Source organism: Thauera sp. WH-2, from assembly GCF_048321015.1.
Taxonomy (GTDB): domain Bacteria; phylum Pseudomonadota; class Gammaproteobacteria; order Burkholderiales; family Rhodocyclaceae; genus Thauera.
Map to the genome: position 1 here is coordinate 283320 of NZ_JBLWFG010000003.1, position 12646 is coordinate 295965.

General features: G+C 65.7%; 13 protein-coding genes. 4 read left to right on the top strand and 9 right to left on the bottom strand.

The genetic code is table 11. From position 1 onward, the window contains the following. Positions 1-37: 37 nt before the first annotated feature. From ccmB to narL, 3 genes are all read right to left on the bottom strand, one after another. On the bottom strand, positions 38-706 hold the full coding sequence (gene ccmB, locus ACNKW1_RS07845; RefSeq protein WP_418364020.1) for a heme exporter protein CcmB: 669 nt from the start codon (positions 704-706) through the stop codon (positions 38-40). Further along, positions 700-1326 (bottom strand): cytochrome c biogenesis heme-transporting ATPase CcmA, encoded by a 627-nt coding sequence (gene ccmA / locus ACNKW1_RS07850; protein ID WP_418364021.1) that lies wholly within the window; start codon positions 1324-1326, stop codon positions 700-702. The genes ccmB and ccmA overlap by 7 nt, the downstream gene beginning before the upstream one ends. Positions 1327-1398: 72 nt before the next feature. Continuing rightward, a complete protein-coding gene (gene narL / locus ACNKW1_RS07855) occupies positions 1399-2043 on the bottom strand; it encodes a two-component system response regulator NarL (protein ID WP_418364022.1) in 645 nt (214 codons plus the stop codon). Positions 2044-2343: 300 nt separating this feature from the next. Between narL and ACNKW1_RS07860 the strand changes: the two genes are divergently transcribed. Continuing rightward, on the top strand, positions 2344-3039 hold the full coding sequence (locus ACNKW1_RS07860; RefSeq protein WP_418364023.1) for a Crp/Fnr family transcriptional regulator: 696 nt from the start codon (positions 2344-2346) through the stop codon (positions 3037-3039). 25 nt (positions 3040-3064) lie between these two features. Here ACNKW1_RS07860 and ACNKW1_RS07865 read toward each other — a convergent pair whose 3' ends face one another. Then, on the bottom strand, positions 3065-4513 hold the full coding sequence (locus ACNKW1_RS07865; RefSeq protein WP_418364024.1) for an exonuclease domain-containing protein: 1449 nt from the start codon (positions 4511-4513) through the stop codon (positions 3065-3067). 56 nt (positions 4514-4569) lie between these two features. Then, positions 4570-4758, bottom strand: coding sequence for a DUF3460 family protein (locus ACNKW1_RS07870; RefSeq protein WP_418364025.1), 189 nt, complete (start codon positions 4756-4758; stop codon positions 4570-4572). Positions 4759-4952: 194 nt separating this feature from the next. Between ACNKW1_RS07870 and ACNKW1_RS07875 the strand changes: the two genes are divergently transcribed. Beyond that, complete coding sequence (locus ACNKW1_RS07875; protein ID WP_418364026.1) at positions 4953-6647, top strand: diguanylate cyclase; 1695 nt, start codon at positions 4953-4955, stop codon at positions 6645-6647. A 28-nt stretch (positions 6648-6675) separates the two neighbouring features. On the opposite strand, the gene ACNKW1_RS07880 is transcribed toward ACNKW1_RS07875, so the two are convergent. The 4 genes from ACNKW1_RS07880 to ACNKW1_RS07895 form a co-directional block, all read right to left on the bottom strand. Continuing rightward, positions 6676-8883 (bottom strand): RelA/SpoT family protein, encoded by a 2208-nt coding sequence (locus tag ACNKW1_RS07880; RefSeq protein WP_418364027.1) that lies wholly within the window; start codon positions 8881-8883, stop codon positions 6676-6678. Positions 8884-8900: 17 nt separating this feature from the next. After that, positions 8901-9116 carry a DNA-directed RNA polymerase subunit omega gene (rpoZ, locus tag ACNKW1_RS07885; protein ID WP_418364028.1) on the bottom strand — a complete coding sequence of 72 codons (216 nt, stop codon included), beginning with the start codon at positions 9114-9116 and terminating at the stop codon, positions 8901-8903. A gap of 2 nt (positions 9117-9118) precedes the next feature. Next, the gene (gene gmk, locus ACNKW1_RS07890) at positions 9119-9733 is read right to left on the bottom strand and encodes a guanylate kinase (protein WP_418364029.1); all 615 of its coding nucleotides are present in this window, start codon (positions 9731-9733) and stop codon (positions 9119-9121) included. Between the two features lie 75 nt (positions 9734-9808). Then, positions 9809-10675, bottom strand: a complete 867-nt coding sequence (locus ACNKW1_RS07895) for a YicC/YloC family endoribonuclease (RefSeq protein WP_418364030.1) — start codon at positions 10673-10675, stop codon at positions 9809-9811. Positions 10676-10767: 92 nt separating this feature from the next. Here ACNKW1_RS07895 and ACNKW1_RS07900 point away from each other — a divergent pair, with 92 nt between their 5' ends. Both ACNKW1_RS07900 and ACNKW1_RS07905 read left to right on the top strand, forming a co-directional pair. Beyond that, complete coding sequence (locus ACNKW1_RS07900; protein WP_418364031.1) at positions 10768-11715, top strand: serine/threonine protein kinase; 948 nt, start codon at positions 10768-10770, stop codon at positions 11713-11715. A gap of 12 nt (positions 11716-11727) precedes the next feature. Then, complete coding sequence (locus tag ACNKW1_RS07905) at positions 11728-12645, top strand: PP2C family protein-serine/threonine phosphatase (RefSeq protein ID WP_418364032.1); 918 nt, start codon at positions 11728-11730, stop codon at positions 12643-12645. Position 12646 lies beyond the last annotated feature (1 nt).

The following is a 12646-nucleotide window of genomic DNA, read 5'->3' on the forward strand; positions in this document are numbered from 1 at the left end:
CGGTCGGTCGGGCCGCCTCGGCGCCCCGACCCAGTCGTCAATCGGTCGATATTCTCAATGCAGCGGCACAGGCTAGCGGTGCCAGTGCCAGCGCACCCGCAAGTCCACCTCCCAAGAGCAGCAGGTGTGCCGCCGCGCCCGTACCGGAAAGCTCCGCCTCAACCGCCCCAGCGCCGAAGATCAGCACTGGCACAAACAGCGGCAGCACCAGCAACGCCAGCAACATGCCGCCGCCACGCAGGCCCAGGGTCAGCGCCGCGCCCACCGCACCCAGCAGTGCGAGGATCGGCGTACCGAGCGCCAAACTTAGTACCAGCACTGGCAAACCGCCTTGCTCCAGGTCAAGCAGCAAAGCCATGCCCGGCGCCACCGCCACCACCGGCAGCCCAGTGCTGACCCAGAAAGCCAACACCTTGGCCATCACCCACAGGGCAGCCGGTTCCCTGGACAGGAGAAGTTGCTCCAGAGTTCCGTCCACGTAGTCCTGGGCGAACAGCCGGTGCAGCGACAGCAAGCAGGCGAGCAGTGCAGCAACCCACAGCACGCCCGGCGCAATCGCGCGCAGCTGGTTGGGCTCGGCGCCCACGCCGAAGGGAAACAAACACACCACGATGACGAAGAAGGCCAGCGTCACCAGCACGTCGGCACGGCCGCGCCAGGCGAGCAGTAGGTCGCGGCGCAGCACCGCAAAGAAGGTGCTCAGCATGCGAAGGCCCCCACGTCGAGCACCTCGGGCGGGCGCGCGAAGGGCGCATCCTGATGCGTGGTGAGCATCACCATGCCACCCGCAGTGCAGTGATCCGAAAGCGTCGCGGCAAGGTCGGCCACCGCATGGACGTCGAGTGCGGTGAAGGGCTCGTCGAGCACCCACAGCGGACGGCGGGCGGACAGAAAGAGTCGCGCCAGCCCCACGCGCCGGCGCTGGCCTTGAGACAGCACGCGAGCGGGCAGGTCGAGCTGGTCCTCCAGCCCGATGCGCACCAGCGCGTCGATGCAGGCCTGCGCTTCGACCCGGTCACCCGATGCGGCACAGGCAAAGCGGAGGTTCTCGAGCGGAGTCAGCAGGTCGTTGAGCGCGGGCGCATGTCCGAGATAGAGCAACTCGCCATGAAAGGCCTCTCGCTCGCGGCGGATCGAAGCGCCACGCCAGCACACCTCCCCCGCCTCAGGCATTGCGAGCCCGGTCACCAGTCGCAACAGACTGGTCTTGCCGACGCCGTTGGGACCGGCGACGCGCAGCAACCCGCCCGCCTGCAGGCGGAAGGCGAGTTCGCGAAACAGCAGGCGGTCACCCTTCAGGCAGGCGAGATCAGCGACTTCGAGCATGGGGACGGATTGAACCACAGGCGTGGCCGGTCGCGCCATCCTGCCGGCCCTGCGGGGAGCGGGAACATGGCCTCACACCCGCATCCGCTCCACGGCCCACACCGCCGCCTCCACGCGCGAACGCAATGCCAGCTTGCGCAGGATGTGCTTCACATGCACCTTCACTGTGCCCTCGGTGATGTCGAGTTCGCGGCCGATCTCCTTGTTGGACAGGCCCGTGGCGATTTTCTCGAGGATACGCGTTTCCTGCTCGGTGAGACCCGCAGCCTCGGGCGACTGCGGGCGCGATTCGCTGCGCAGCGCGGCAACGAGAAGCTGATTCAACTGCTCGGGAATCACCACCCGCCCCTCAACTATCGCCCGCAGCGCCTCAAGCATGGCTTCCGGCGCCATGTCCTTCAGCAGGTAACCGTCCACTCCGCAGCGCAGGGCCGCAACCACGTCCTCACCCGAGTCCGAGGCGGTAACGATTACGACCTTCGCCCTCAGTCGCGCTGCGCGCATGGCCCGCAGGGCCTCGAGACCGCTCAGTTCCCGCATCGCGAGGTCGAGCAGGACGAGATCCGGATCCAGAGACAAGGCAAGGTTCAGGCTGTCCGTACTGCCGGCGGCCTCGGCCGCGACATGCATGTCAGGAGCCTGATGAAGGAGTTGCACCATGCCCTGCCTGAACAAGGGGTGGTCGTCGAGGATCAGCACGCTTCTGCAGCGGAGCATCAGGCGAGGCCTCCAGCGTCCATGGAACGACGGCCGGTACAGGACGGGACCTTCGCGCAGTGGCATACGACCCTTTTTGCTGGCGCTGTAGACATACCCCTTTCACCTGTTCAGGCCGGCTCATGCGCCTGCCAAATTGTATAAACGCCAATTATTCATAGTCTTGACTTTACATATACATACCTCCAAAGAGGTATGCATTACATCACGCTCTGCTTTTATACCAATCGCATTTGACGTACACGCAAGCGATGGTCGTCTAATCTACAGAGAGTTCGTAGCCGTCCGCAGGAGACCCGCATGGCACAGACCGTCCCCTACATCGACACGACCGACCTTCTCGCACGCTGCGCGCCCTTCAACATGCTCGACAGCCAGGAGCGCGCCCGCATCCAGGCCGCGACACGCCCGATTCATGCTGCGCGCGGCGAACTGCTCACCCAACAGGAGTCCTGTCCGCGCGGCATCCACATCGTGCTTTCCGGCAGAGTGAAATGCTTCATCCTGTCACCGTCCGGTGGCGAGAAGATTGTTCGCCTCGCTGAGCCGGGCAGCTTTTTCGGCGAGGAGGCGGCGTTGCTCAACCGTCCACACCTCGCCAACGCCCAGGCCATGTGCACAAGCGAGCTTCTGCTCGTACCTACCGCATCGCTGAGAGAGGCGATGGTGACCTCGACGGCCTTCTCGGTGTCCATGGCGGCTCATCTCGCCGCTGCGAGCTACGACCTCATGTCCACGATGCAGGTTCAGTTCCAGCTCAGCGGCACACAACGGGTAGCGCACTACCTGACCCGGCTGGCCCCGGACGACGCTGAGTGCTGCGAGATCCGGCTCGACACCGACAAGCAGACCATCGCCGCGCAGCTTAACCTGACCCCGGAGACCCTCTCGCGCATCCTCGCCCAGCTCGCGCGCGACGGCATGATCCAGCAGCGCGGTCGACGCAGCATGGTCCTCAACAAGTTGTCGGCGCTGCGCGACTGCGCGGCACACTGAACGACAATCTGGAGCACAGCACGCCTCAGCGCGCCACCGCGGACGGCTCGAGCGGCCGGACCTGAGCCAGGTGTGCCGGCACGGCGAGCCAGCGAGCAAACATGCGCCACAGGTCGACATCGAAGCAGCGCGGCGTGGTGACAGCGCGCTCGCGTAGTGCGACTTCGCCCGCTTCGGCATCCACGCTGCCCAAGTGGCACCAGCGGTCGAACAACTGAAGTCGGTGCCGCCCGCTCACTGCATGCGTCTCCTCGACCGCCACTGCTCCACCCCACGGCCAAGCCCTCGGCCCGACCCCTTCGAGGGCACCTGCCAGGCGCGCGTCGTGCTCGGCGGCGCTTTCACGCCGTGCACAAACGCCCGCACAGCGCCGGGACCCGTGCGCGGAACACGGCCCCGTCCCGCCCTCCAGGCCCAGCCTTTGCGGGCACAGGCGGTACAGCATCGCAAGCTCGCGCAGCACATTGTCCGCTTCGCGCCGATTGCGGAACACACCATATTGACCACTCCATGCGGCCGGATCCGTGCCGGCCACCGGCACGGCCTCGAAGATCGGCGGACGCTTCCGGTTGGGCAGCAGGCGAAGCGCAAAAGCGCCATCCGCGGGCTCATGCGGGCGGTTGAAGCGGGGCTGGAAATTGCGCAGCAGAGCTGCTTCGCGCAGCGACGTGTCGAGCTCGCCGGCCGTCTCGACCCACTCGACGCGACGCACCCGCGCAGCCAGTTCCGCGTCCCGACCCTTGCGCGCCGCCGCACCGAAATGCTCGCGCACCCGTGCGCGCAGGCTCTGCGCACGTCCCACGAACAGCGGCACCTCGCGCCGCCCGGCCATGGCTTCAGGCTCGGCGTAGAACAGGTACAGCCCGGGCACGTCGGGTATGGCCTCCAACTCGCCTTCGGCCAGCCCCGGCGGCTGGGCAGGCGCCTTCATGGCTCGCGCCACTGCACGCGCGAGGATCTCCTCCGGAAACGCCGCCTGCACCTGACGGACGAACTGCCACAGCACATCCACATCGCCCATCGCACGATGGCGGATCGTACACACCAGCCCGTGACGCTCGATGAGTGCGTCCAGTCCGTGCTTGTGATGCTGTGGGTATAGCGCGCGCGAGAGCTTCACCGTGCACAGCACCTCGGCGTCGAAGCTCCGACCGATGCGCTCAAACGCGTTCTTGATGAAGCCAAAATCGAAGCGTGCACTATGGGCGACAAAGACGCAGCCCTCGAGTAGTCCTGCAACCTTGTCCGCCACCGTATCAAAGGTCGGCGCATCGGCGACCATGGCATCGGAGATACCGGTGACTTCCTCGATCAGTGGCGGAATCGGCTGGCCGGGCGCGATCAGGCTTTCCCAGCGCGCACGCACCTCTCCGTCCTCCACGCGCAGGATGGCGATCTCGGTGATGCGGTCGCGCACCGGATGCGCACCGGTGCTCTCGACATCGATGATGGCGAATCGCCGCGGCAGACTCATGCGTCAGGGCCGCAGACGGAATCGAACAGCCGCAAGCGAATCCTTCAGGCCGCGGCTCAGTGGTTGGCGTCGTAATAGTACGACTTCACCGGCACACGCGCGGCCGCCAGGCGCTCCTGCTCCTCGACGCTCTGCGGCTTGTCCCACCACAAGGCACGGCCCGTCTTCTGCTCTGCGCGCTCTTCGGGATGCTTCTCCATCCATTCGCGCATGAATTTGGTGTGCTCGGATTCGTACATCGCCATGATCGGGTCCTCGAGGTTGGACCGCGATTTTAGCAGCACGCAGAAGGCAGGGCACGGGATACCGGCTTGATGATAGGCTAGTTATATTCGACCCAGCGCATACTGCGCCGCCACGCGGACAGCATGCTCCAGCGCCACGCCTCACGGACCTGGCCGGATCCAACAGCGCCCGTCACGCCACAGACTTCGCATACATGAACCTGAGAACCCGATTCCTGCTGCTTACCGCGCTGCTCATGCTGACAGCGTCAGCCGTAGCCTTCGCGTTGTTCCAGCGCGCGGCCGAGCGCATCATCGAGCACTGGGGCGTCCGCCTGGCCGAGACCCAGGTGCGCTACGACAGCGCGCGCCTGCTGCAGCCGATCGGGCGTGAGATTGCGCTTGCCCGCCAGATGGCGCACTCACAGGTGCTGCGCCGCTGGGCGCAGAATCCGGACGATGTCGCGCTATACACCGAGGCTCTGGCGGAGATGGAGAGCTTCCGCAACAACTTCCAGGACCGTAGCTATTTCGTCGCCCTGCGCAAAACGGGGGCTTACTACCACAATAATGCGGCCAACGAATTCGGGGAGGCGCCGCTGCGCTACCACCTCAAGGAGAGCGAGCCGGCCGACGCCTGGTTCTTCACCCTGATCCGCGAACAGCGCGACTTTCACCTCAACATCAATCCGGACGTCCCGCTCGGCGTCACCAAACTCTGGATCGATGTGCTGATCCGCGGCGATGACGGCCACATTCTCGGCGTGGTCGGTACGGGCCTGGAGCTCGACGGCTTCATCCGCGATGTGATCGACGTCTCGCCTCCGGGCGTCAGCACGCTCTTTGTCGATCATAGCGGGGCCATCCAGCTCTTCCGCGACCGTGAGCTGATCGACTACGCCAGCATCGTCAAGCAGGCAGCAGAGAAGAAGACGGTGGACCGGCTCCTCGAGCGCGAGGAGGACCGCGCACAGCTGCGTGCGATGATGGCGCAGCTGCGCGCAAGTGGAGCCCTGCCCATGACCGTCCTGAGCCACTTCGTCAAGGTGGGTGGCGAGCGCAATCTGGCGGGGATCGCCTACCTTCCCGAGCTCGACTGGTTCGAGATCACGCTGCTCGACCTCGACGTACTGATGCCGGTCAGCAGCCTGAACGTGGCGGCGCTCGCCTTCAGCGCTGCGCTGCTGGTAACGCTGGCCATCGTGCATCTGAGCATGACCCGCCTGATCTTCAGACCCATCGGCGCACTCGAGCGCGCAATCCTGCAGGTACGCGACGGCGACCCGGACCCCGTCGCCCTTCCCTCGGGCAAGGGCGAGGTCGGCAAGCTGATCCAGCATTTTGAGGCCATGGCCAACGCGGTTCGCAGCACCCACGCCGAGCTCGAACACCGGGTGCAGGAAAGGACCGAGGCGCTCAACCGCCTTGCGCGCATCGACGACCTCACCGGCCTGACCAACCGGCGCGGCATGACCGAGCTGATCGTCGAAGAGCTTAGCCGCAGCGCTCGCCAGCACAGCGCGCTCGGCATCATCTGGATCGACGTCGACCACTTCAAGCAGATCAACGACATGCTGGGCCATGCAGAGGGTGATCGTGCGCTGACCAGCGTCGCCCAGCTCCTGCGTAGCCAGATCCGCCCCTACGACAGTGCGGCGCGTTGGGGTGGCGACGAGTTCCTGGTGCTGCTGACGCCCTGCGATCGTACGGCGCTGGTCACGTTGAGCGAACGCATACGCGCCGAGGCCGAGCACACATTGAGCCTGGCCAATGGCCGGCCAATCACGCTCAGCATCGGGGCCTATCTGGCCCAGCCGGGTGAAAGCGACGAACACGCCCTGCTCCGCGCCGACGAGGCCTTGTACCGGGCAAAGAATCAGGGACGCAACCGGGTCGTGGTCAGCGGCTGAAACAGCCGACGGGGACGCTCGCGCAGGATCAGCCCACGCGACCGTCGCCCTTCACCCTACCGATTCGCACCACATCCGGCAGCCGCCGCACCTCGCGCATCACCCGCGCCAGGTGCATGCGGTCGCGAACCTGGACGGTAAAGCTCAGCGCCGTGTAGTCGCCCTGCTCGCTTTCCATGGACACGCCCTGGATATTGCAGTCTTCCTCGGCGATGGCGTTGGCCACGCGCGCGAGCACACCACGCGCATTGCGGCTGAGCACCCGGATGCCGACGTCGAACAGGCGGTCGTCGGTCAAGTGCTCCCATTCGACATCGACCCAGCGTCCACGGTCGCCACGCAGGCGCGCCACATTGGGGCAGTCGTGCGTATGCACCTCAAGGCCCTGCCCCTTGCGCAGGGTGCCGATGATGGGATCTCCCGGGATCGGATGGCAGCAGCGCGCCAGCTGAACAGCCACCCCTTCCGAACCACGGATGGTGATCGCCCCGGCGGGCTTGGGCTTGACGACGTCCGGGCGCCCCGACTCCATGTCCTGCGCCTCGGCAAGGCGGCGGGCGATGATCGCAGGCAGGCGCTTGCCCAGACCGAGATCGGAGAACAGGTCACGCTTGTGCCGTACGCCCCGGTCGCGCAGGAAGCGGTCCCAGGCAAAGGTGGAAATCTGCCCCAGCGTAAGCCCATGCGGACGCAGCGCCTGGTTGAGCAGGCGCTCGCCAAGCGCAACCGCCTCGTCCTGCTGCGCGTTCTTAAGGAAATGGCGGATCTGCGCGCGCGCCTTGCCGGTACGGGCATAGGCCAGCCAGGCCGGGTTGGGGTTGGCATGCGCTGCGGTGATGATCTCGACCTGGTCTCCGTTGCGCAACTCGCTGCGCAGGGGCATGAGGTCGCCGTTGACGCGACAGGCCACGCAGCGGTTGCCCACGTCGGTGTGCACCGCGTAGGCGAAGTCGACCGGGGTCGAGCCCTTGGGCATGGAGAAGATCTTGCCCATCGGCGAGAACACGTATACCTCGCCCGGGAACAGGTCGATCTTTACGTGCTCGAGGAATTCGGTGGCCTCGCCCGACGTGGACTGCAACTCGAGCAGGGACTGCAGCCAGGAGTGCGTCTTCTGCTGCAGTTCGGTGAGGGTTTTCTCGTCTTCCTTGTACAGCCAGTGCGAGGCCACGCCGGTCTCTGCGATGTGGTGCATCTCGCGGTTGCGGATCTGCACCTCGACCGGCATGCCGAAGGGGCCGATCAGTGTCGTGTGCAGGCTCTGGTAACCGTTTGCCTTGGGGATCGCCAGGTAGTCCTTGAACTTGCCCGGCACCGGCTTGTACATCGAGTGCAGCGCGCCCAGCGCCAGATAGCAGCTGGGCACATCATTGACGATGACGCGGAAGCCGTAGATGTCGAGCACCTGCGAGAAGGACAGGTGCTTCTCGACCATCTTGCGGTAGATGCCATAGAGGTGCTTCTCGCGCCCCTGCACTTCCGCGGCGATGCCCCACTGCGCGAGGCGCTCCTCGATGCTGGAGAGGATCTTGCCTACCACTTCTCGGCGGTTGCCGCGTGCGGCGCGGATCGCCTTGGCGAGCACCTCGTAGCGCAGCGGGTACTTGTTCTGGAACGACAGTTCCTGGAGTTCGCGGAAGAGGTCGTTGAGGCCGAGCCGGTTGGCGATCGGCGCATAGATCTCGAGCGTCTCGTTGGCGATGCGGCGACGCTTGGCCGGACGCATGTGGTCCAGCGTGCGCATGTTGTGCAGGCGGTCGGCGAGCTTGATGAGGATGACGCGCAGATCGCTCGCCATCGCCAGCAGCATCTTGCGGAAGTTCTCCGCCTGCGCCTCCTCGTGCGAGCGAAACTCGATCTTGTCGAGCTTGGAGAGCCCATCGACCAGTTCGGCGGCGATCTTGCCGAAGCGTTCGGCGATCTCGGCCTTGCTGATGTGCGTGTCCTCCATCACGTCGTGGAGGAGCGCCGCAATCAGCGCCTGCGAGTCGAGGTGCCAGTCCGCCACCAGCGAGCACACCGCCACCGGGTGGCTGACATAGGGCTCACCGCTGACGCGGAACTGCCCGGCATGGGCATCGGCGGAAAAATGATAGGCCGCTTCGACCCGGCCAACGTCCTCGGGCTTGAGGTAGGTCTGCAGCTTGGCCTTGAGTTGCTGGAAGTCGAGCGCGAGCACGCTCGACACCGGCGGGCGGAAGGATTGGGGGGCTGGGCTCGCGTCTGCGGCTTTCATGCAACCCCCGGGCGGAATCAGGCCTGACCGCGGTTGAGCATCTCGAGGCCGACCTTGCCTGCCGCCACTTCACGCAGTGCGACGACGGTGGGTTTGTCCTTGTCCTGCGGGTCGAGCTCGATCTGCGGCGTGCCGCCGGCGGTGAGCTGGCGGGCACGGTAGGTCGCCGCCAGCGTGAGCTGGAAGCGGTTCGGAATCTTCTTCAGGCAGTCTTCTACGGTGATGCGGGCCATGTTCAGTCCTGTTCGAGAAAGGCGAAATATTCGGGATGCCGCAAATGCTGGTTCGCATAACGCAAACGCGCAGCGCGCACTACGGCGACCAGATCGTCGAGCGCGGCATCGATTTCGTCGTTGATTATAACGTAGTCGAATTCGGCGACATGGCGCATCTCTCCGCGCGCACCGAGCAGGCGGCGGCTGATGACCTCGTCGCTGTCGGTGTTACGCCCGCGCAGGCGGGACTCGAGCGCCTCCATCGACGGCGGCATGATGAACACGCCCACCGCATCGGTGAAATGCTTGCGAACCTGTTGCGCTCCCTGCCAGTCGATCTCGAGCAAGGTGTCACGCCCCGCCGCGATCTGCTCCTTCAACCAGACCTTCGACGTGGCGTAGTAGTTTCCGTGCACCTCGGCCCACTCGAGGAACTCCCCGCGATCGCGCAGGCTGCGGAAGGTCGGCACATCCACGAAGTGATACTCGCGCCCATCGTGCTCGCCCGGCCGCGGTGCGCGCGTGGTGTAGGAGATGGACAGCTGCACGCGTCGATCGCGCTGCAGCAGGCCGCGCACCAGCGTGGTCTTGCCGGCGCCCGACGGTGCGGTGACGATGAAGAGGGTTCCCGGCATGGTGCGTGTCCTCGTTTGGCTTAGGGCGGTCGCCCGCGCGCGCTGTGCGGCGCGGTCTGGCTGGAGCGCGAGCGCTCACTCCAGGTTCTGCACCTGCTCGCGCATCTGCTCGATGAGCACCTTCATCTCCATGGCGATGCCGGTGATGTCGGTCGCAGGCGATTTGGAGGCCAGGGTGTTGGCTTCGCGGTTCAGTTCCTGCATCAGGAAGTCGAGCCGTTTGCCGGCTGCGCCGCCAGCCTTGAGGATGCGCTCAACCTCGTCGAGATGCGTCGCAAGCCGGGTCAGCTCCTCATCGACATCGATACGCTGGGCGTAGAGCGCGACCTCCTGGCGGACACGCTCCTCGTCCAGGCTGGCGACCGCGTCGCGCAGTCGTGCGGTGAGGCGCTCCTGGTATTCGGCGACCACGGCCGGCATGCGCGGCGTCGCCTGGGCGACCAGCTCGCGCATGCGCGCCACCCGCTCACGGATCATGTCAGCGAGCTTCTCGCCTTCGCGACGACGCGTCGCCACCATGTCGTCGAGCGCGGCTTCGACGAGTTGGACGATCGCCGGCAGCATCTCGTCGAAGCCGAGGCTGTCGTCAGCGAGCATGCCAGGCCAGCGCAGCAGTTCGTTTACGCTGAGCGGCGCGGCGTCGGCGAAGCGCGCGCGCAGGGTCGCCTGGGCCTCGGCCAGTTGATCGAGGAGCGCGGCATTGAGCGCCATGCTGCGCGGCGCACTGTGCCCGGCCTGGAGATTGAGCCTGCACTCGACCTTGCCGCGCCCGAGGCGGGCCGTGATCCGCTCGCGAATGGCCGGCTCGGCCGCACGCAGATCGTCTACGATGCGGAATCCCAGGTCGAGATAACGCGAATTGACGCTGCGCAGCTCGAGATGAAGGCTGATACTGCCCAAGTCTCGCGTCTGAACCGCGAAACCTGTCATGCTTTGGACCATTGAAGCGCTCCGGGAACACCGCCCCATCGATTAAACTGGGCGTTCCTCTGTGAAATGAAACCGCGAAGGTTCCGATTCTAGCGCCCCCGAAGATGCCGCCTCAAGCCAATTGCGCGCTGCCACAGGGCTTCCAGCTCGACCAGTACCGCATCGAGCGACAACTGTCGCTGGGCGGGTTTTCCATCGTCTACCTCGCCTACGACACCGAAGGCACCCCGGTCGCGATCAAGGAATACCTACCCAACTCCCTTGCGCTGCGCAAGGAAGGCGAGACCGAACCGCAGGTCCCGGAGGAGCACCGCGCGGCCTTCCGCTACGGCATGAAGTGCTTCTTCGAGGAAGGCCGCGCCCTCGCCAAGCTGATGCACCCCAACGTCGTACGCGTGCTCAACTTCTTCCGCGCCAACGGCACGGTGTACATGGTCATGCAGTTCGAGCGCGGCCGCACGCTGCACGAGTACATCCAGAAGCACCGCGGCGAGATCAAGGAAGGCATGCTTCGCGCGGTGTTCGCGCGCATGCTTAACGGCCTGCGCGAGGTGCATTCGCACAAGCTGCTGCACCTGGACATCAAGCCTTCGAACATCTACCTGCGCACCGACGGCACCCCGGTTCTGCTCGATTTCGGCGCCGCCCGCCAGACCCTGCTCACCGACCAGCCCGTCCTCAAGCCGATGTACACGCCGGGCTACGCCGCGCCCGAGCAGTACGAGAAGGGCGCCCAACTCGGCCCCTGGACCGACATTTACAGCGTGGGTGCCAGCCTGTACGCCTGCGTCACCGGCAGCGCCCCGCCGCGCGCCGACGAGCGTACCCAGCACGACACCTTGCAGCCCCTGGTCCGCACCCACGCGGGCCGCTACCAGAACCAGCTGCTCGAACTGATCGACTGGACCTTGCTGCTTGATCCGCTCAAACGCCCGCAAAGCGTATATGCGCTGCAGAAGGCACTGGTTCACCGTCAACGCGGAGCGGACCGGCCGGAGAAGTGGTTTTCGGACCTCGGCAGCCGCCTGAAGTCCTTCATCGCCCGCAACTGAGGCCGTGTAACCATGCGCTTCACCATCTATCAGGAAAGCCGAGTCGGCCAGCGCAGCAACAACCAGGACCGCATCGCGCACTGCTATTCGCGCGATGCGCTGCTGCTGGTGGTAGCCGACGGCATGGGCGGACACCAGCACGGCGAGCTGGCCGCCCACGTCGCGGTACAGCACATCGCGCTCGCCTTCCAGCGCGAAGCGCGGCCCATGCTCGCCGACCCCTCGCTGTTCCTGTCACGGGCGCTCACCAACGCGCACCATGCCATCCTTGACCATACGCTCGATCGCGGCCTGGCCGAGGCGCCCCGGACCACCATCGTCGCCTGCGTGATCCAGCACGGTGCGGCATTTTGGGCGCACGCGGGCGACTCCCGGCTGTACCTGCTGCGCCGCGGCCACATGGTCACACGCACGCGCGACCATTCGCGCACGCAGATGCTCGTGGATCAGGGTTTGCTGCGCCCCGAGGACGCACAGCACCACCCGGGCCGCAATCGGGTCTACTCCTGTCTGGGCGGCACGCACCAGCCCCAGGTCGAGCACTCGCCGCGCACGCCACTGTGCGATGGCGACATCATCGCCCTGTGCAGCGACGGCGTGTGGGGGCCCGTGGGGGACGACCGCCTCGTCACCGGGCTCACCAATGGCCCGCTCGGTCAGGCTGCACCTCAGCTCATGGACCAGGCTGAGCATATCGCTGGCCCGAGTGCAGACAATCTCTCCATGGTGGCGATGTGCTGGCACGACGAGAACAACCTCGGCCCGGCAACGGTAGACGCAATTTCCACGCGCACCATGGAGATGGACATGTTCAGCACCCGCCTCGGCTCGGGCAGCGCCAGCAACGGCGGCGCCGATCTCGACGAGGACGAGATCGAGCGCGCCATCCGCGAGATCAACGAAACCATCCGCAAGTTCGACCAGAATTGAC

Bases quoted from the DNA above. Each gene is read 5' to 3' on its own strand.
- ACNKW1_RS07865 (WP_418364024.1), bottom strand. From the start codon at position 4,513: ATGAGTCTGCCGCGGCGATTCGCCATCATCGATGTCGAGAGCACCGGT.
- ACNKW1_RS07875 (WP_418364026.1), top strand. From the start codon at position 4,953: ATGAACCTGAGAACCCGATTCCTGCTGCTTACCGCGCTGCTCATGCTG.
- ccmB (WP_418364020.1), bottom strand. From the start codon at position 706: ATGCTGAGCACCTTCTTTGCGGTGCTGCGCCGCGACCTACTGCTCGCC.
- ACNKW1_RS07905 (WP_418364032.1), top strand. From the start codon at position 11,728: ATGCGCTTCACCATCTATCAGGAAAGCCGAGTCGGCCAGCGCAGCAAC.
- ACNKW1_RS07870 (WP_418364025.1), bottom strand. From the start codon at position 4,758: ATGGCGATGTACGAATCCGAGCACACCAAATTCATGCGCGAATGGATG.
- narL (WP_418364022.1), bottom strand. From the start codon at position 2,043: ATGCTCCGCTGCAGAAGCGTGCTGATCCTCGACGACCACCCCTTGTTC.
- ACNKW1_RS07895 (WP_418364030.1), bottom strand. From the start codon at position 10,675: ATGGTCCAAAGCATGACAGGTTTCGCGGTTCAGACGCGAGACTTGGGC.
- ACNKW1_RS07900 (WP_418364031.1), top strand. From the start codon at position 10,768: ATGCCGCCTCAAGCCAATTGCGCGCTGCCACAGGGCTTCCAGCTCGAC.
- ACNKW1_RS07860 (WP_418364023.1), top strand. From the start codon at position 2,344: ATGGCACAGACCGTCCCCTACATCGACACGACCGACCTTCTCGCACGC.
- gmk (WP_418364029.1), bottom strand. From the start codon at position 9,733: ATGCCGGGAACCCTCTTCATCGTCACCGCACCGTCGGGCGCCGGCAAG.
- ccmA (WP_418364021.1), bottom strand. From the start codon at position 1,326: ATGCTCGAAGTCGCTGATCTCGCCTGCCTGAAGGGTGACCGCCTGCTG.
- ACNKW1_RS07880 (WP_418364027.1), bottom strand. From the start codon at position 8,883: ATGAAAGCCGCAGACGCGAGCCCAGCCCCCCAATCCTTCCGCCCGCCG.
- rpoZ (WP_418364028.1), bottom strand. From the start codon at position 9,116: ATGGCCCGCATCACCGTAGAAGACTGCCTGAAGAAGATTCCGAACCGC.